Origin of the sequence: Rhizobium sp. NPDC092011 (genome assembly GCF_044756305.1) — a bacterium.
In the GTDB taxonomy this organism is placed as follows: Bacteria; Pseudomonadota; Alphaproteobacteria; order Rhizobiales; family Rhizobiaceae; genus Rhizobium.
Genome location: NZ_JBIVSO010000001.1, coordinates 327,805 through 346,437, shown reverse-complemented (window position 1 = coordinate 346,437; position 18,633 = coordinate 327,805). Strand labels below are relative to the sequence as shown.

General features: G+C 60.5%; 17 protein-coding genes. 6 read left to right on the top strand and 11 right to left on the bottom strand.

The window, feature by feature from the left end; translation table 11 throughout:
• Positions 1-24 precede the first annotated feature (24 nt).
• The 4 genes from kynU to ACIQJ2_RS01840 all read right to left on the bottom strand — a co-directional run bounded on the left by kynU (position 25) and on the right by ACIQJ2_RS01840 (position 4,077).
• A complete protein-coding gene (gene kynU / locus ACIQJ2_RS01855; protein ID WP_400666205.1) occupies positions 25-1,272 on the bottom strand; it encodes a kynureninase in 1,248 nt (415 codons plus the stop codon).
• Between the two features lie 19 nt (positions 1,273-1,291).
• Positions 1,292-2,215, bottom strand: a complete 924-nt coding sequence (locus tag ACIQJ2_RS01850; RefSeq protein WP_199148203.1) for an ABC transporter permease — start codon at positions 2,213-2,215, stop codon at positions 1,292-1,294.
• A 7-nt stretch (positions 2,216-2,222) separates the two neighbouring features.
• Entirely contained in the window at positions 2,223-3,002 is a 780-nt protein-coding gene (locus ACIQJ2_RS01845; RefSeq protein WP_184708104.1) for an ABC transporter ATP-binding protein, read from the bottom strand.
• An 88-nt stretch (positions 3,003-3,090) separates the two neighbouring features.
• Entirely contained in the window at positions 3,091-4,077 is a 987-nt protein-coding gene (locus ACIQJ2_RS01840) for an ABC transporter substrate-binding protein (RefSeq protein ID WP_199148197.1), read from the bottom strand.
• Positions 4,078-4,263: 186 nt separating this feature from the next.
• Between ACIQJ2_RS01840 and ACIQJ2_RS01835 the strand changes: the two genes are divergently transcribed.
• Complete coding sequence (locus ACIQJ2_RS01835) at positions 4,264-5,031, top strand: GntR family transcriptional regulator (protein ID WP_199148196.1); 768 nt, start codon at positions 4,264-4,266, stop codon at positions 5,029-5,031.
• 223 nt (positions 5,032-5,254) lie between these two features.
• On the opposite strand, the gene ACIQJ2_RS01830 is transcribed toward ACIQJ2_RS01835, so the two are convergent.
• Positions 5,255-6,463: a TIGR03862 family flavoprotein gene (locus ACIQJ2_RS01830; RefSeq protein WP_400666208.1), complete on the bottom strand. Its 1,209-nt coding sequence runs from the start codon at positions 6,461-6,463 to the stop codon at positions 5,255-5,257.
• Between the two features lie 257 nt (positions 6,464-6,720).
• Between ACIQJ2_RS01830 and ACIQJ2_RS01825 the strand changes: the two genes are divergently transcribed.
• The 4 genes from ACIQJ2_RS01825 to ACIQJ2_RS01810 all read left to right on the top strand — a co-directional run bounded on the left by ACIQJ2_RS01825 (position 6,721) and on the right by ACIQJ2_RS01810 (position 10,856).
• Positions 6,721-7,425 (top strand): TetR/AcrR family transcriptional regulator, encoded by a 705-nt coding sequence (locus ACIQJ2_RS01825; RefSeq protein ID WP_199148194.1) that lies wholly within the window; start codon positions 6,721-6,723, stop codon positions 7,423-7,425.
• 129 nt (positions 7,426-7,554) lie between these two features.
• Positions 7,555-8,712: a Gfo/Idh/MocA family protein gene (locus ACIQJ2_RS01820; protein ID WP_400666210.1), complete on the top strand. Its 1,158-nt coding sequence runs from the start codon at positions 7,555-7,557 to the stop codon at positions 8,710-8,712.
• A 12-nt stretch (positions 8,713-8,724) separates the two neighbouring features.
• Positions 8,725-9,900 (top strand): dihydrodipicolinate synthase family protein, encoded by a 1,176-nt coding sequence (locus tag ACIQJ2_RS01815; protein WP_400666212.1) that lies wholly within the window; start codon positions 8,725-8,727, stop codon positions 9,898-9,900.
• Positions 9,901-10,031: 131 nt separating this feature from the next.
• The gene (locus ACIQJ2_RS01810) at positions 10,032-10,856 is read left to right on the top strand and encodes a sugar phosphate isomerase/epimerase family protein (RefSeq protein ID WP_400666214.1); all 825 of its coding nucleotides are present in this window, start codon (positions 10,032-10,034) and stop codon (positions 10,854-10,856) included.
• Positions 10,857-10,941: 85 nt separating this feature from the next.
• Here the strand turns inward: ACIQJ2_RS01810 and ACIQJ2_RS01805 are convergent, their stop codons facing one another.
• Complete coding sequence (locus ACIQJ2_RS01805; protein WP_199148190.1) at positions 10,942-12,048, bottom strand: branched-chain amino acid ABC transporter substrate-binding protein; 1,107 nt, start codon at positions 12,046-12,048, stop codon at positions 10,942-10,944.
• A gap of 462 nt (positions 12,049-12,510) precedes the next feature.
• Here ACIQJ2_RS01805 and ACIQJ2_RS01800 point away from each other — a divergent pair, with 462 nt between their 5' ends.
• Positions 12,511-13,335: an aminoglycoside phosphotransferase family protein gene (locus ACIQJ2_RS01800; RefSeq protein ID WP_400666216.1), complete on the top strand. Its 825-nt coding sequence runs from the start codon at positions 12,511-12,513 to the stop codon at positions 13,333-13,335.
• Here the strand turns inward: ACIQJ2_RS01800 and ACIQJ2_RS01795 are convergent.
• Genes ACIQJ2_RS01795 through ACIQJ2_RS01775 form a run of 5 tightly spaced genes read right to left on the bottom strand, consistent with a single transcriptional unit; the run spans position 13,332 to position 18,597 of the window.
• Positions 13,332-14,717 carry an FGGY-family carbohydrate kinase gene (locus ACIQJ2_RS01795; protein ID WP_400666218.1) on the bottom strand — a complete coding sequence of 462 codons (1,386 nt, stop codon included), beginning with the start codon at positions 14,715-14,717 and terminating at the stop codon, positions 13,332-13,334. The two genes, ACIQJ2_RS01800 and ACIQJ2_RS01795, sit on opposite strands and share 4 nt — an antisense overlap.
• Positions 14,714-15,040 (bottom strand): L-rhamnose mutarotase, encoded by a 327-nt coding sequence (gene rhaM / locus ACIQJ2_RS01790; RefSeq protein ID WP_400666220.1) that lies wholly within the window; start codon positions 15,038-15,040, stop codon positions 14,714-14,716. Before rhaM ends, ACIQJ2_RS01795 begins: the two co-directional genes overlap by 4 nt.
• Positions 15,037-16,050, bottom strand: a complete 1,014-nt coding sequence (locus ACIQJ2_RS01785; RefSeq protein ID WP_400666222.1) for an ABC transporter permease — start codon at positions 16,048-16,050, stop codon at positions 15,037-15,039. Before ACIQJ2_RS01785 ends, rhaM begins: the two co-directional genes overlap by 4 nt.
• Complete coding sequence (locus ACIQJ2_RS01780; protein ID WP_400666224.1) at positions 16,047-17,051, bottom strand: ABC transporter permease; 1,005 nt, start codon at positions 17,049-17,051, stop codon at positions 16,047-16,049. The genes ACIQJ2_RS01785 and ACIQJ2_RS01780 overlap by 4 nt, the downstream gene beginning before the upstream one ends.
• Before the next feature lie 10 nt (positions 17,052-17,061).
• Positions 17,062-18,597 carry a sugar ABC transporter ATP-binding protein gene (locus ACIQJ2_RS01775; RefSeq protein ID WP_400666226.1) on the bottom strand — a complete coding sequence of 512 codons (1,536 nt, stop codon included), beginning with the start codon at positions 18,595-18,597 and terminating at the stop codon, positions 17,062-17,064.
• Positions 18,598-18,633 lie beyond the last annotated feature (36 nt).

Here is an 18,633-nt window from a genome sequence, read left to right as displayed (position 1 = left end):
GTTCGGCGATCAACATGACGGGAATCAGGTCACTGCCGAGCGAACGGCAAAACGCTGATCGCGCCAAGATCCACTGGTCAGAATTTCCTCGAGCACCGAGGCCGCCAGCCATACGTCGCGATAGCTGACATAAAGCGGCGTAAAGCCGAAGCGCAGTGTCGAAGGCGCGCGGAAATCACCAATGACGCCGCGCTCGATCAGCGCCTGCATGATCTCATAGCCATTGTTGTGGGTGAAGGAGACCTGGCTGCCGCGCTTCTCGCTGTTACGGGTGGTGTCGAGCACGACGCCGTACCCGCTGCACTTTGCCTCGACCAGCTGGATGAAGAGATCGCCGAGGGCCACGCTTTTTCTGCGCAGCGCGTTCATATCGACTTCGTCCCAGATGCTGAGCGCACCCTTCAGCGCCCTCAGGGAGAGAATGGGTTGCGTGCCGCAGAGGAAACGCCTGATGCCGACATCGCCGTCAAAGCCGCGCTCGAAGGCAAACGGGCGGGCATGGCCCCACCAGCCGCTGAGCGGCTGGACGATCGATTGGTGATGGCGATGCGCCGCATAGATGAAGGCCGGCGCACCGGGGCCGCCGTTCAGATATTTATAGGAGCAGCCGACGGCGAAATCGGCGTTCGCACCATCGAGATCGACCGGGAGCGCCCCGGCGCTGTGGCAGAGATCCCAGATGACCAGCGCGCCCGATGCCTGGATGCGCTTGGTCAGCGCTGCCATGTCGCGCAGTTCGCCATTCTTGTAGTTGACATGATTGATGAGGACGACGGCGACGCTGTCGTCAATCAGCTCTTCGATCGTATCCGCATCGCGGCCCTCGAGACGGAGCTTGACGCCGGGACGGGTCGAAGCGACGCCTTCGGCCATGTAGAGATCGGTCGGAAAGCTGTCGCCCTCGGCCACGATGACGTTGCGGTCCGGCCGCATCGCCAAGGCGGCATGCAGGGTCTTGTAGATGTTGATCGAGGTCGAGTCGGTCACGACCGTCTGGCCTTCCGCCGCGCCGATCAGCCGGCCGATGCGGTCGCCGAGTTCGAGCGGCAGATGAAACCAGCCGGCGCTGTTCCAGCTGCGGATCAGGCCATTGCCCCACTCTTCCATCGCTGCCTGACGCAGCTCGGCAAAGACTTCGTGCGACGCAGCGCCGAGCGAGTTGCCGTCGAGGTAGATGACGCCCGATGGCAGAGCAAAACGGCTGCGGAATGTGCGCAGTGGATCGGTCTCGTCCATAGCCTCGATGGCTGCGAGATCGGGAAGGCTGTCCATGATACTATGGCCTCTTGATTTATTCGCGAATGGTTTCCCGGGTGGCTGCCCCGCCGCGGCTGCGGCGGATGCTGGGTAGTGCCAGCATGATGAGCACGAACAGACCGGTTGCGAGCTTCAAATTCGGTGGCGGCATGCCGGCGGCAAGGCAGAGCGACACGAGCTGATAGTAGATGATCGCTCCGACGAAAGGCGCGAGCAGCTGGCGCAACACGGTCTGCTTGCCGGTGAAGGCCTCGCCGATCATAAGGGCCGCGAGGCCGTTGATCAGAATGCCGATGCCCATATTGACGTCGGCAAAGCCCTGCGACTGTACCATCAAGGCGCCGCTGGCGGCGGAGAATGCACTGGCGATGCCGACGCCGCCGATGGTTGCAGCCCAGACGTTGATGCCCTGCGCCTCGGCCATGTCGGGGTTGGAGCCAACGGCGCGCATGGCCGTGCCCTTTTCCGTCTTGAAGTAGAGGTTAAGTCCGATCAGCACGACGACGGCAAGCAGGCCGGCAATGACGATCTTGCTGGCGGGAAAACCAGGCTCCGTGAACGGCACGACGTCGAAGACGGTTGGCGAGCCGAAGACGGAGAGGTTCGACTTGCCCATGATGCCGAGATTGATGCTGTAAAGCATGGTCGACATCAGGATGCCGGCGAGCAGCGTGTGAATGCGGAAGCGCAGATGAATAAAGGCCGTGCAGCAACCGGCCGCAAGGCCGATGACGAAGGCGACTGCAATGGCGAGCGGCGGTGCGACGCCGGCGGCGAGCAATATGCCACAGACGCATCCGCCGAGCGGAAATGCGCCTTCACTGGTCAGGTCCGGAAAGCTCAGCATCCGGAAGGGAATCATGATCCCGAGGACGACGAAGCTCAGAATAAAACTCTGGGCCAGCGTGACCGGGATGAGCGAGACGAAGCTCGAAGCGGTTGTCTGAATGAAATCCATCATGATGTCAGCTCACCAGCAGCATGCGGTCGGTCTTGACGGCGAAGTGACCGATCAGTTCGGGCACGGTGATGCGCCGCTTTCCTTCCCCGGTAATTTCGAGATGTACGCGCCCGGCGTCGAGCATGATGATGCTGTCGCCGAAGTCGACGGCGTGCTGCATGTTGTGCGTGACCATCAGTGTCGTCAGCTTCAGCGCCTCGACGGTGCGCACGGTTGCCTGCATCACGATGTCGGCGGTGCGTGGATCGAGTGCGGCAGTATGTTCGTCTAGCAGCAATACGTCGGGTGAACCGCCGACCGCCATGATGAGCGACAGCGACTGGCGTTGACCGCCCGAAAGAAGCTCCACCTTGGTGTCGATACGGTTTTCCAGGCCAAGGCCGAGAACGGCGAGCCGTTCTTTATAAGCGGCGAGGCGGGCTGCGTTCAGGCCCGGCCGAAATCCCCGGCTCTTGCCGCGCAACTCCGCCAGAAGCATGTTTTCACCGACCGTCATGCTGGCGGCGGTTCCTTTCATCGGATCCTGGAATACGCGGGCAAGGCGCGCGGCGCGCTTGTGCACCGGCATATTGGTGACGTCGTTGCCGCTGATAAGGACCTGACCGGAATCGAGATTGAGAGCGCCGGAGATCGCGTTGAGCATGCTGCTCTTGCCCGCGCCATTCGAGCCGATGACGACACCGAATTCGCCAGTTTTGAGGGAGAGCGTCAAGCCATTGAGCGCGACCTTTTCGTCGGGCTGGCCTTTGTAGAAAACCTTGCGCGCGGATTTGATATCCAGCATCCGTGCCTCCCCTGCAGTGTAGGGTTATGAAATGGCGGCGTCCTTGACGCCGCCATGGATCGGATTGATCCGTCGAAAATGCCGCCGATTACTTCGTGAAGCAATTGCAATCGGCAAGCGAAGCAGGCACTTCGGCGCCGAATGCCTTCAGGACGGCCTTGTTGATCAGCGGTGCGTGGTCCTTGTAGGCGGGAACCGAGGGCTTGATGGTCTTCGGATCTGCGCCCTTCAGGATCTGCGCGGCAATCTTGCCGGCATTTTCGCCGACCTGGATGTAGTTGACGGCGAAGCTTGCCGGCACCACGCCATTGCGAACCGCGGCGTCATCAGAATTGACGATCGGGATCTGTGCCTGACGAGCGGCGGCGGCAACGGCCGGGATGGCGGGCTGCAGCAGGTTGGAGGCGGGCGTGTAGATCACGTCGGCCTTGCCGGCGAGCGAGGCGATACGCTGCTGGATGTCGTTGACGTTGTCGACGCCGACTGGCACGACTTCGAGACCGGCGGCTGGAGCGGCTGCCTTGACCTTGTCGATCAAGGCGACGTCGTTGGCTTCGCCCGGATTATAGGGCACGCCGATGCGCTTGGCATTCGGGATCAGCTTCTTGGTGAAGGTCAAGATCGCGGAAATATCCTGGAGGTCGCTCGAACCGGTGATGCCGACATCGCCAGCATCCCAGGACGGGACGAGCTTGGCAGCGACCGGATCGGTGACCGCGGTGAAGACGATCGGAATGCCGGAGCCGGCGAGCGCCTTCTTGGCGATCTGCGATACCGGTGTCGTGACCGTATACATCAGCTTGGGATGCTCGGCCTGGAGCTTGGCGATCATCTGCGGCACGAGCGATGCGTCGAAGCTCGTATTGCTTTCGGAATAAACGACATCCTTGCCTTCGACAAAGCCGTTCTCCGCCAAGGCCTTCTTGAAGCCGGCGATAGAAGCATTGAGCTGCGGATGCTCGCCGAAGTTGGCGATTGCGATCTTGATAGGTTCGGCCGACGCCGTGGTGATGCCAGCTACGAATGTGCCGGCGACCACGAGGCTGGAGAGCCATTTGGACGTAGATTTACGCATATTTTCCTCCCGGATGTGTCAAGGAGCCATGTTCCCTCAGGCTCTCTTGGCGAGGGATCATAGCGACTGCTGCACTCCTGTCAATTTAAGATATATGATATGCAGAGCGCAGACTTTTAATATATAATTTCTCGCTACGACGATTTTATATATAATCTCGGGTGGGAGACGACGGGGACGAGGACCATGCAAGACAAGGACGCGTTAAGCAAAACGGAGGCAGCCTATGCGCTGTTGCGACGCGACATCCTCAATACGAGGCTGAGGCCCGGCGCATCTTTGCGGCTTGGCGCTTTGCGGGATAGCTATGGCGTTGGCTGGACGCCGCTTCGCGAGGCGCTTTCACGGCTGGAAGCTGAGAAGCTGGTGACGGCTGTCAGCAATCGCGGCTTTGCCGTCGCGCCGGTTTCGCGCGCGGAGCTGGAAGACCTGATGCGGGCACGCATGGTCGTCGAAATGCCACTTCTTCTGGAGTCGATCGAAAAGGGTGGCCCGGATTGGGAGTCTGCTGTGGTGACCGCGCATTACCGCCTGTCGCGCTGCAAGATCGTGCCGGACGATGCCTCCGATGAGATGGCCGACGAATGGGACGAGAAGCATACGGCCTTTCATGCTGCGCTCGTCAGTGCGGCAACATCGAACTGGCTCCGGCGTTTTCAAGCCACCATCAGCGACCAGCTTCGCCGCCATCACCGTTTCCTCGGTCTCGCGCCGACGCAGCGTGCTGCCGCCGGCCTGACAATCGGCTATGAAAAAGCGGCAGCGGCCCTGCAGGATGCCATGGCGATCGAGCATCACACCGCGCTGATGGAGGCTGCGCTCGACCGTGATCTCGACCGCGCCAAGGCGCTGATGACCGAGCATATTGGCTACACGCTGCAAGTCTATATTCGCTCGGAGGACGATGAGGCAGGACGCGGAGCTTCAGAGTTGCGTGCGAGCGGTCGATCGTAGACTGGCAGAGCCTTGTCTTTGGCTGACCGAGCCATTTTAACAATGGCTTAGACCGTGGTGGCTCTGTTCAATGTGGTTTCAATCACTGCGACATCTCGGCTGCGCTGACGTTGCGGATATGCCGCGTGCCTTTGAGTGAAGGCTTTTCGCCGCTGATCATGGTCATTCCCAGCGGGCCTTTATTGCCAACATGGCCTGATAAAGCGGCTCATGCCCGTGCAACTCAACGCTTGAGCCAAGATTCCATGCCCTCGGCCGCCGCGCGCCCGGTAGCAAAGCAGGCGGTAAGAAGATAGCCACCCGTCGGCGCTTCCCAATCGATCATCTCGCCGGCCACGAAAATGCCGGGAAGCTTTCGCAGCATGTAGTGGCCATCCAATTCGCTCCAGCGGATGCCGCCGGCCGATGAGATTGCCTCGGCAATAGGCCTTGGTCTCAGCAATGGAATCGGCAAGGCCTTTATCAGGCGAGCCAGATCCTCGGGCCGCGAAAGGGCAGACGGCTCGGCAAGCTCACGAACAAGGCCAGCCTTCACGCCTTCTATTCCGGTAGCCTTGCGCAGGCGGTTGGAAAGGCTGGCTTTCGGGTCCTGACGCGCCAGATCGCGAGCCAGCCGTTCGGTCGTGCGGCCTGGCGTCAGGTCGACAAGGAGTGCAGCACGGCCTTGCTGAGCCAATCGGTCGCGAAGTGCGGCGGCGTGCGCATAGACGAGACTGCCCTCTATGCCGGTTTGCGAAATGACGAATTCACCGGGAAAGGTGCCGGCCTCCGAGGTCGCCGTCACGGCTTTGAGTGGCGCGCCGGCAAAGCGATCTCCGAACGGTGTGCTCCAGGCGACGTCAAAGCCGCAATTGGCAGGCTGAAAGCCGGCTATGTCTATTCCCCGGCTGCGAAGCCAGTCGACCCATGCAGCATCCGAGCCCAATCGTGGATAACTGGCGCCACCGAGCGCCAGCAGGGCAGCGTCATATTCAACGAAGCTTTGACCAGTCGGCGTTTCGAATATTAGCCGACCCTCGTCGAAGCCCGACCAGCGGTGGCGCGTCATGATGCTGACGCCCTGCGCCTCGAGCCGGGCCAGCCATCCGCGCAGCAGCGGCGATGCCTTCATCACCTTCGGGAATACACGGCCGGATGACCCTATGAATGTTTCCGTTCCCAATCCCTCGGCCCAGGCTCTGACGTCACTCGGCTTGAAATCATCCAGAGCAGCGCGCAGCTGCTGCGATGCCGCGCCAAAGCGGTTGGCGAAGGCGCCAAACTCTTCCGAATGGGTGATGTTCAGTCCGGACTTGCCCGCAAGCAGGAACTTGCGTGCAACCGTCGGCATGCTGTCATACACGGTGACACGATGGCCGGACGAAGACAGGGCTTCCGCCGCCATGAGCCCGGCGGGCCCGCCGCCGATGATTGCGATATGCTTCTCAGCCATAAGCCATCCAATGCCTGTTCCTGTGCGCTCTCTTGAGCCGGCCCGAGAGCGAAAGCAAGATCGTCACATTCTTTTCTCAACGAAGTCTGCGTCGAGATGGATCTTGGATTAGGCATAAATCCGCGTTTCAATCGATATAACTGTCTAGTTACTACGCCTATGAAAAAGCAGGGGACTGTCAACTTATGCGATGATCGGTTACTTATCGGCGGCAGGAGAGGCCGCCGAAGCCTTGAAAGACGCCGCCAGGAGCCATGATGCCGGAAGCCAAAACTGTAAAGCGCCGCACGAAGAGCGAAGACCCTGCAAAAGCAGATCAGGCATCCTCCAACGCCTCGGAACGGCCACGGCTCAGGGATGCGGAGCGCACCAGCAAGGCGATCCTCGCGGCGGCAACGAAAGAATTTGCTGAGCGCGGCTATGGCGGCGCGCGCGTTGATGCCATTGCCGAGCGCGCCAAGATCAACAAGCGGATGCTCTATCACTATTTCGGTGGCAAGGACGCGCTCTACGTCGCCGTTCTGGAAGGCAGCTACATCGCCATCCGCTCGGCCGAGGCGAGGCTCGATCTTTCCCATCGCGCGCCCGCCGATGGCATGCGGGAGCTTGTGGTTTTCACCTGGCAATATTTCCTGGATCACCCTGAATTCCTTGGCATTCTCAGCACGGAAAACATGCACAAGGCCCGCTTCCTGAAGCGTTCCGCGCGTATTTTCGAGCTACATTCGCCCTTGGTTTCTGAAATTGCCGGCCTGCTCGATCGAGGTGCCGCCGCCGGCGACTTCCGCCCGGACTGTGATCCGGTCAAGATCTATATGAGTATAGCGGCGCTCGGCTCCTTCTTTCTGACAAACCGCTGGACGCTCTCGACGATCTTCCGACGCAACCTCTCCGACAAGGGAGAGATCGACGCCTGGGGTGAGCATATCGTCGACGTCATCTTCGCCTATCTACGCCCCTAGGCACACTCCCGATACGAATTTCACATCTCCGACGAACCGCACTGCGGCCATGGAGGTTGGCCGTTGACAGCACCGCTTCGCCATGTCAGTTATGTAACTATATAGTTATTTACGGGAGGAATGACTCTAATGGCGACGAAGTCGATCGGTATCATCATGCACGGCATTACCGGCCGCATGGGTTACAATCAGCATCTGGTGCGTTCGATCCTGGCGATCCGCGAGCAGGGTGGGGTACAGTTGGCAAACGGCGATCGGCTGATGCCCGAGCCGGTACTTGTCGGCCGCAACGCCGAAAAGATCGAGGCGATCGCGCGCAAGCACGGTCTTTCCAAGACGACGACCGATCTCGACGCCGCTCTTGCCGATCCGAACAACACGATCTTCTTCGATGCCGGTTCGACGCAGATGCGTGTCGACCTGCTTGAGCGGGCAATTGCCGCCGGCAAGCACGTCTATTGCGAAAAGCCGATCTCCGAAACGCTGGAAGAGGCACTCTCGGTTGCCGCTTCCGCAGAACGCCGCGGCGTCAAGAACGGCGTGGTGCAAGACAAGCTGTTCCTGCCGGGCCTGCGCAAGATCGCCATGCTGCGCGACAGCGGCTTCTTCGGCAAGATCCTCTCGGTGCGCGGCGAATTCGGCTACTGGGTCTTCGAAGGCGATTGGGGTGTGAAGGCGCAGCGCCCCTCCTGGAACTATCGGAGACAAGAGGGTGGCGGCATGATCCTCGATATGCTCCCGCACTGGCGCTATGTGCTCGACAATCTGTTCGGCGAGGTCCGGTCTGTCAGCTGCCTCGGCGCCACGCATATCCCAAGCCGCGTCGACGAAAACGGCAAGACCTATGTCGCGGATGCCGACGATGCCGCCTATGCCACCTTTGAGTTGGAAGGCGGCGTTATCGCCCATATCAATTCCTCCTGGGCGGTTCGCGTGCGTCGCGACGATCTCGTCACCTTCCAGGTCGACGGCACCCATGGCTCCGCCGTCTGCGGCCTGATGCGTTGCTGGACCCAGCATCGGGTCAATACACCGAAGCCGGTCTGGAACCCCGATCAGCCGCAACCGATCAACTTCTTCGACACGTGGGACGAGGTGCCGGACACGCAGGTTTTCGACAACGGTTTCAAGGCGCAGTGGGAGCAGTTCCTGTGCCATGTCGCCGAGGATGCGCCCTGGAAGTTCACACTGCGCGAAGGCGCCAAGGGTGTGCAGCTCGCGGAACTGGCGCAGCAGAGCTGGGCCGAACGCCGCTGGGTCGATGTTCCAGCACTTTCTGCTCTCTGAGGGGGTGGCGCCATGACGAGAAGCCTTCGCTTGCCAATGGCCGGCGGCACGCTTGCCGATTTCGCGCTCACCAACACGCCGGTGAGCGCTCCAATCAAGCCAGCGGGTGGTCATCGCTTCAATCGCGTCGCCTATGCCGCCGCTCACATTGTGGTCGATCCCTTCGCCGACAATGATCCCTGGCTCGATCGCAATATCGACTGGGAGCGCACGATCGCATTTCGCGAATATCTCTGGGATCTCGGTCTTGGCGTTGCCGAGGCCATGGATACGGCGCAGCGTGGCATGGGTCTCGACTGGGCTGGCGCCAAGGAGCTGATCGCCCATGCGCAATCGGCGGCGCGTGGCCGACAGGACGCACTGATCGCCTATGGCGCCGGCACGGACCATTTGCCGCCAGGGCCTGAGGTCACGATCGACGATGTCATTCGGGCCTATGAGGAGCAGGTCGCCTATGTCGAGGGGCAGGGTGGTCGCATCATCCTGATGGCAAGCCGGGCGCTTGCCGCCGCCGCCAAAGGCCCGGACGATTATGCCCGCGTCTACGACCGCATTCTCGGACAGGTCAAGGAGCCGGTGATGATCCACTGGCTCGGTTCGATGTTCGACCCGGCCCTTGCAGGTTACTGGGGGTCGACGGATGATATGCAGGCGATGGAAACGGCCGTTGCCATCATCAATCAGAACGCAGCCAAGGTGGATGGCGTCAAGATCTCGCTGCTTTCGGCTGAAAAGGAAATCGTCATGCGCCGCCGGCTCGATCCGTCGGTGAAGATGTATACGGGTGACGATTTCAATTATGCAGAACTGATCGCCGGTGACGATCAAGGCTATTCGCACGCGCTGCTCGGTATCTTCGATGCTATCGCGCCTGCGGCGAGTGCGGCGCTGGCGAAACTTGCCGAGAACGATCTGGATGCGTTTCATCAGATATTGGCACCGACCGTTCCGCTGTCACGCCACATCTTCAAGGCGCCGACACGCTTCTACAAGACGGGTGTCGTCTTCCTCGCCTATCTCAATGGCTTCCAGGACCATTTCCAGATGCTTGGCGGTCAGCAGAGCACGCGCTCTATCCTGCATCTCTCGGAGCTTTTCCGGCTGGCGGATGCGGCCCGCGTTTTACGCGATCCGGATCTGGCGGTGCGTCGGATGAAAACTATCCTTGCCACCGTCGGCGTCGAATAGCGGACTGCAGCATCGGCCCGAAAATCGGACACGATTTTCGGAAAGCCTGATGCGTAGATTCAGGGAGATGGAGCGTCCTTGTGCTTCCAAAAGGAAGCACGGCGCTCCGGGGATCGGGGAGGAGCATAGCAATGGCAGTCGAGGGACTATCCATCAATCTGGCGACTGTGCGCCAGCAATATGACATGCGCCAGGCGGTCGAAGCCTGTCTGAAGCAGGACATCGTCGCGATCGCGCCGTGGCGCGATCAGGTTCACAAGATCGGTCTTGCCGAAGCGGCCAGGATCGTCGCCGATAATAAGCTCAAGGTCACCGGTCTTTGCCGCGGCGGCATGTTTCCGGCTGTCGATGCCGAGGGTCGGGCGGCCGCGATCGACGATAACAAGCGGGCGATCGACGAAGCGGCGGCGCTGAACGCCGATTGCCTCGTTCTTGTGGTTGGCGGCTTGCCCGAGGGGTCGAAGGATATCGCCCACGCCCGTGAGATGGTGGCCGATGGCATCGCCGCGATCCTGCCGCATGCCCGCAGCGCCGGCATTCCGCTGGCGATCGAGCCGCTGCATCCGATGTATGCTGCAGATCGTGCCTGCGTGAACACGCTGGAACAGGCGCTCGATATTTGCGATCTCCTGGGCGACGGCATCGGTGTTGCGATTGATGTCTACCATGTCTGGTGGGATCCGAAGCTCAATCAGCAGATTGCACGCGCCGGTGCCGGCGGGCGCATCCTCGCGCATCATATCTGTGACTGGCTTGTGCCGACGACCGATCTGCTGCTTGATCGCGGCATGATGGGCGATGGCGTCATCGACCTCAAGGGCATCCGCGCTGAGATCGAAAAGGCAGGTTTCTTCGGCCTGCAGGAAGTCGAGATCTTCTCTCAGAACAACTGGTGGAAAAGGCCGGGCCAAGAGGTTTTGACCACCTGCGTCGAGCGCTTCCGCAGCGTTTGCTAAACGTCATCGCGCAACAGACTTGATGCCAACAAAAAGCCGGGCCAACAAGTGGCCCGGCTGAAATTCAAAGCATTGTTGTCGCGACTTATTCGGCCGAAACGATCTTGCCGTCTTCCCACTTATAGAGCGAGAAGCTCTGCGAGGTCAGGTCGCCCGTTTCGCCATAGGTAACCTTGCCGATGGCGGTGTCGATGGCTTCGCCCTTCTTCAGCGCGGTGGCGACGGCGTCGGCGCTGTCAGCCTTACCGGCCTTTTCGATGCCAGCCTTCAGCACCTGTACGGCGGCGTAGGCGTTGAGCGTGAAGGCTTCAGCCGGGATGTTGCGTGCCTTGAGGGCGGCAACGGCGCTCTGCGAATCAGGGTTCTTCAAAGCGTCGGAAGCGTTGGTGAAGATCGTGCCGGCAGCCGAGCTGTTAGCGATTGCCCAGTACTCGGTGTTGGAGAGGCCGTCGCCGCCGATGATCTGTGCCTTGACGGAGATGTCATGCAGCTGGCGGGCAAGAAGACCGGCTTCCGGATGATAGCCGCCGAAATAGATGACTTCGACACCAGCCTGCTTCAGCTTCGCCGTCAGCGCGCTGTAGTCCTTTTCACCAGGCGTCAGGGAGTCGTCGACGACTTCGGTCACGCCGCCCTTGTTGAGGGTGTCCTTGAAGGCTTTCGACAGGCCCTTACCATAGGCGCCCTTGTCGTCAAGGATGGCGATCTTCTTGTCCTTGAGGTTCTTCACGACGTAGTTTGCGGCGACGGTCGCCTGCTGGTCGTCACGGCCGCAGGTGCGCAGGATGTTGGTCAGACCGCGATTGGTCAGGTCCGGAGCCGTTGCAGTCGGCGTAACCATCAGGATGCCGTTTTCGGCAAGCGCATCGGAAACCGGGATGGCAACGCCCGAGGTGACCGGGCCAACGACGAAGCGGATGTTGTCGCCCACGAAGCCGTTGGCAACGGATACGCCCTGTTTCGGATCGCCGGCATCGTCGCCGAACTTCAGCACGAGCTTCTGGCCGAGTACGCCACCGCTCTTGTTGATTTCGTCGACTGCGGTCTGTGCACCATTCTTGACCTGTTCGCCGTAAGCGGCGACCGGACCGGTCAGCGGCGCGATAAGGCCGATCGTGATATCTGCATGTGCGAGAGGTGCGAAGGCCAGCGAAGCGACGAAAGTCGCGGCCGTCAATGTCTTCAGACTCATATTATCTCTCCTTGGATGGGCGCGGCAGCGCCCTTGTAACCCCCCTAGCCTGTCTCGAAGCGCAAACTGCCGTAGGACGCTTTCTTGAAGAAGACAGGACTGGCATCGAAGCCGATGATTGCCTTCGGCCATTTTTGACCTCGAAAGCGCTCATAAGGGTATTTTCTGTAGAAATGTTGCGACGATTCCGCAAGAAAATAACCGTGGCGAAGACAATTTCGGCGATTTTTCGAGAGATTTCGTCACGGGACGGTTGTTGTATCTCAGCTGCCAAAGCCTAAGTAATGCCTTGGCCCGGCGAGGGTTGTTCAGAAGTTGAGTTCGTGTCGGTTGTATCCGCATAGGTTACATCGCCTGTGACCCTGACAATGCCATGTAGATTAAATCCGGTAGAGAGTGGCGAGCGCGAGGCTGGAGCCGTGCTGCTGCACTACGGGTTCATGTTGAGAAGCGGGATGCCGTATGAACGAGAATGCCGAATGGAGAACCTATTTTAGCCTCTGGCGCCTGATCCCGGATGGCGCCGCTATCGTGACGCACTCGAGCCGGCTCTTCCCCGTCCGTCGGGATGGAGAACCGGCGATGCTCAAGATTGCGGTTATCCCCGAGGAAAAGTGGGGTGCCGAGCTTATGGTCTGGTGGAACGGAATTGGAGCCGCTCAAGTCCTTGAGCATAAGGACGACGCTATTTTGCTTGAGCGAGCAACAGGCAATCATTCTCTCGCCGAGATGGCAAGGAACGGGCAAGACGATGAGGCGAGCCGTATCATCTGCAAGGCCGTGGTAGGGCTGCATGTGCAACGCGGAATAGGCTTGCCGAGATTGATCCCGCTCTCCGAACGGTTTCGCTCGCTCGAATCCGCCGCTCACCGCGAAGGCGGTATCTTTGTGCGATCGGCAGCCACCGCCCGCGTGCTTTTATCGGAGCCGCAAGACGTCGTTGCCCTCCATGGTGATGTGCATCACGGCAATATATTGGATTTTGCAGAACGCGGCTGGCTGGCGATTGATCCGAAGGGATTGGTGGGCGAGCGCGGCTTCGACTACGCCAATCTCTTTTGCAATCCGGATCACGCAATCGCGGCAGCAACCGGCCGTCTGTCGCGGCAGGTCGGCGTCGTCGCCGAGGCGGCGCAACTGGATCGCGGGCGCATGTTGCGGTGGATTGTTGCCTGGGCCGGGCTTTCAGCGGCATGGCTGATCGAAGACGGCGAGAACGAGCATGTCGCGCCCACTCTCCAAATAGCGGAGATTGCGGCGGCTGAACTTGGCGATGCAGGGAGTTAACCCGCCAGAGCATCGTGCCAGACTTGCCGATAGCGTCGCAATCCAGGCAGCTCGCCGCGAACCGGCGCGCCAGCCGCGGCAGCAAATGGACGCACGCCGGTCAGCAAGGCCGCCCCCTGGCTGGTTCCGGTCGAGCCGGGTAGAGCGATGACATCGGCGTTCGTCAATGCGGCCAAGGCGATGAGATAGCTGCGATTGACCGCGAACGGCCCCTCAACGAAGATCGGCCCCTTGGCTCCAATCAACCCGAGGCAGGCTTCGGTCATCAGAGCGAGATAGAGGCTGACGGCTGCGAGGCGTTCGGCGGCGTCGGCCGGGGTTTCACCGATCCAGCGCATTTTGCTGCCGGGAAATGGTCCGGAGCCCTCGACGACGTTCGGCAGCAGCATAACGCCCTTCTCCAGGACCCTTTGAAGCGCAGTCTCAATCGCATTCGAAGGCGCCGGGCCGATCTCCGCAGCAAGGATTTCGAATTCGCGCCCACCCATGAACCGGGACGAGGGCACTGCGCGGCCGTAGGCATCGACGTTGGCGAGGACATCGCGCTCGGGGTCGAGGTGGTCGAGGTCGCCACCGACGGCAAAGCTGATCACCCATGTTCCCGTCGATACCACGGCGAAAGGCGCTTCGTTCTCGACAAGATGCGGCAATAACGAGGCGTTGGAATCATGGATGCCGCAATAGACCGGAACCGCAGTCGTAAGGCCGATCTCTGCGGCGAGCGCGGAGCGCACCGGGCCGAGAGTGTCGAATGCAGAACGTACCGGCGCCATCAGTGCCCGAATGCCGAGTCTGGCGACGAGAGAGGAATAGTCCCCGATCGTCGGGTTCCAGAGATCGCTGTGGCACCCAAGCGAGGTCGCCTCGTTGGCGGCAATGCCCGTCAGGCGAAACGCCCAATATTGCGGATAGGTGAGGATCGTCGCTACGCGGGCGAAATCTTCGGGGAAGGCGCTTTTCTGGAAGTGGATCTGTGCGCCGATATTCAGGCCACCGGACAGGCTCGGCGAGAAGGTTTCGGCGAAGGCAGGTCGGAATTCCCCATAGGCTTGCTGAATGGGCTGCGGGTAGGTGTATTCATAGTCCAGAACCGGCAGCGCCAGATGACCCTTGGCGTCGAGCAGCGCCATCGAGGCGCCATGGGTGGTGATCGAGACCGCGTCGAAACCGGGAATGATCGCAAAGCCCTTCAATGCTTCGATGATGAAAGACCACAGCCGTTCGATGTCGTAATGCGGGTAGGGGCCGGCCTGCACCACGCTGTTACTGGTCTTCACCACAGCGATTTCGCCGCCGGTCCGGGCATCGAGAACCACGATCTTGGCATTCGTCTTGCCGACGTCGATCACGGCGATATGACGGTAGGTGGCCGCGGCGTTCATGGCAGATGAAAGACCGAAACCAGATCGCCTTGAACGGGCGAATTATCGGGATTGGTCGCCATGATGTCGGCCATGTGCGCCCACCATTTCTTCATGACGGGATGTTCGGGCAGGCTTGCCATGGTGTGATCCTGCGGTCGCGTCAGCAGGCCGAAAAGCGTGTTCGTCTCGCGATCGAGATAGATGGAATAGTCGCTGACGCCCGATTGATGCAGCAGTTGGACAAGCTCCGGCCAGATTTCGTCATGGCGTTTTCTGTATTCTGTTTCCATGCCTGAATTGAGCGTCATCTTGAAGGCGTGGCGTTCGAGCGCTGCAGTCATTTGGAACTCATGGTCCTGATGCGCTTGGCGACGATCGGCAGCGCGATGGTGATGATGAGGAGGAGGCCGATGAAAATCGACATGACGATGCCGGGAACATTGAGCAGGCCGAGGCCAAACGTGACGAGGCCCATGACGAAGGCGGCGATGACGACGCCGCCGATCGTGCCGGAGCCGCCCAGGATCGAGACGCCGCCGAGGACGACCATGGTCACGACTTCGAGCTCCCAGCCAAGCGCGATCGACGGGCGTGTCGAGCCGAGGCGCGAGGTCAGGCAGACGGCGGCTATGCCGCTCATCAGGCCGGTCAGGAGAAACAGGATGAATTTGACCCGCTCGACCGGAATGCCGGAGAAGCGCGCGGCAAAATCATTGTTGCCGATCGTATAGACCTGCCGGCCGAAATTGGTGGCATGCAGGACGATCGCGAAGACGATCGCCAACACGATGAAGAGGACGAATTCGAAGGAGAAGACCCAGAAGACATAGCCCTGGCCGAAGTAAGCGAAACTGTCCGGATAGTTGCCGTAAGCCTGATCGCCCAGCACGATATAGGAGATGCCGCGAAAGAGGCTCATCGTCCCGATGGTGACAACGATCGACGGCAGCTTCATTCCCGAAACAAGGAAACCGTTGAACAGGCCGCAGAGCAGCCCGACGCCAAGGCCAATGGCGACAAGGCCAGGCGTATCGATGCCCACTTGCGCGGCGGCTCCCATCGCCGTCGAGGCGAGTGCGATGATGGCCGCGACCGAAAGGTCGATTTCACCTGAAATGACCAGCAGCGCCATGGCAAAGGCGATCATCGCCTTTTCGGTGAAGTTGAATGTGGCGTCGGAGAGATTGAAGGGATCAAGGAAATAGGGCGAGGCGAGCGAATTGAAGATGAAGATCGCGACCGCGACGCCAAAGAGCAGCGTCTCCCAGCTTGACAGCATACGCTTGAAGGGCGTGCCGAGACGGTCCGGAATGGTGCGTTTTTCCGTCGGTGCTTGCGAAACCGTGCTCATGCGCTTGCTCCTTGACTGACGGTATCCTTGGCCGCCTGGTCCCTGAGGATAATGCGGCCGCGATTGCGTTCGCGCCGGGCGTTGAAGACGACGGCGAGGATGATGACGGTGCCTGAGATCGCCATCTGCGTAAACGGTGAGATGCCGATAACCGGAAGGGCATTCTTGATGACGCCGAGGAAGAGTGCGCCAAGCACAGCGCCGGCCACCGAGCCGACACCGCCGGCAATCGAGATGCCGCCGATGACGCAGGCCGCCACACTATCCAGCTCGAAGCCGTTGGCGATATCGACATAGGCGACCGCATAGCGCGACACCCAGAGATAGCCACTGAGGCCCGCAAGCGCACCGGAAAGCACGAAGGCGAGGAAGCGCGTCCAGCCGACATCGATACCCGCATAGACGGCTGCCACCGGATTGCCGCCGCTGGCATAGGTCGAGCGGCCAAACCGCGTGTGGCGCAGCACGAAATACATCACCAGCACGATGGCGATGCCGGTCCAGGCGAGCACCGGCAGGCCGAGCAGCGGCGTGCGCGGCACGCTGAGGAAGTTTGCCGTGAACTGATGCGCATTGACCCAAGCGCCGCCCGACAGCACGAAGGCCATGCCGCGATAGATGGTGAGCGTACCGAGGGTGACGACGATCGGGGGAATCTCCAGCGCCCAGACGAGGTAACCATTGATGGCGCCGAGCGCCGCGCCCATCACGATGGCGGTGATGACCAGGGCGATCAGCGGGATGTCGGGATAGGCGGCGTTCAGCATCGCGACAGCCATGCCGGTGAAGGCCAGATTGGCGGCGACCGAAAGATCGATCGATTTCGTCAGGATGACCGTCATCTGCGCCAAAGCGAGGATGATGAGGATCGACGTGTCGTTGAAGATATTGGCGAGATTGGCGGGCTCGGCAAAGCCGCTGGCGCGCGTCGCAAAGCCCGCGATCATCACGAGGATGATAACGAAGAGCAGTGTTTCTCGTCTTTTGAGGATGCGTGGCATCCGGCTCTCCCTATGCATTTCCCGTGGCGGCGCGCACCAGCGTTTCCGGTGTCAATTCCTCGCGATCAAACAGACCGGCCGAAAGCCCCTCTTTCATCACAAGCACGCGATCCGCCATGCCGATGATCTCGGGCAGTTCGGAGGAGATCATGATGATGCTGAGGCCCTCGGCCGCCAACTCGCTGATGAAGCCGTGGACGGCGGCCTTCGAGCCGATGTCGATGCCCTTCGTCGGCTCGTCGAGGATGATGATTTTCGGCTGGGTGGCCAGCCATTTGCCGATGACGACTTTCTGCTGGTTGCCGCCCGAGAGCGTGCCGACCGGAACGGAAAGGGCGGCGGCGCGAAGATCGAGACGTTCGGCGTATTTGCGCGCCAGCGCGAATTCATTGGCTGCCTTCAGGAACCCTTTGCGCGAGGTGCGAGCGAGCGAGGGCAGCGACATGTTTTGATAGATCGGCATCGGCAGCGCCAGACCGTGACGGCCGCGCTCTTCCGGGACATAGACAATCCCTGCGCGGATGGCATCCTGCGGCGAGCGGATGTGGATTTCCTGGCCGTCGAGCGTCAGTCGTCCGGATAGCGGCCTGGTGATGCCGAAGAGGGACTGACATAGCTCCGAACGCCCTGCACCGATCAGGCCGTAGACGCCCAAGATCTCGCCGCGACGAAGCTTGAAGGAAATGTCGCGAAATTCGGTGCGGTGGCAATAATTGGCGACGTCCAGCACCGTGTCACCGATGGTCACCGAGACTTTCGGGAAGGCATCCTTGACGTCTCGGCCGACCATCATGCGGACGATCTCGTCCTGCGGCGTTTCCTTGAGCTTGCCGTGGCCGACGGCGCGACCGTCGCGGAAGACGGCGAAATTATCGGCGATCTCGTAGAGCTCGTCGAACTTGTGGCTGATGAAGAGGATCGCCTTGCCCTTGGCCTTCAGTCCCTCGACGATGCGGAAGAGATCATCGATCTCCTTGCGTGAAAGCGCAGCGGTGGGCTCGTCCATGATGACGATGCGCGCCTCGATCGACAAGGCGCGTGCGATTGCCACAAGATGGCGCTGCGCAATGGAGAGGTCTTTCAATCGGGTTGTCGGATCGATCGCACTTTCTAGCGATTGAAGAAGCTCCTTCGACCGGCTGTTCATCCTCTTCCAGTCGATGGTGCGCCAGGATGTGCGGGGTGCATGACCGAGGAAGATGTTTTCGGCGACCGTCAGCTCATCGAAGAGCACTGTCTCCTGATGGATGGCGGTGACGCCCGCATCGATGGCGGCCTGAGCGTTGGCGAAAGTTGTCGGCTTGCCATCGACGATAATTTCTCCCTCGTTCGGCCGGTAGATGCCGGTCAGGATTTTGACGAGGGTCGACTTGCCGGCACCGTTTTCGCCGATGAGGGCGGTAACCTTGCCGGGGTAAAGCGAAATGCTAACGCCATCCAGCGCTTTCACGCCGGGGAAGATCTGGGAAATGCCGCGCATTTCCAGAATGGCCTGATGGTTCGCGGCGGGTGCGTCCGCTTGAGATCGTTGAAGGACTGTGGTCATCAGCAATGTACCGGATCAATGAAACCAGGTCCGGCG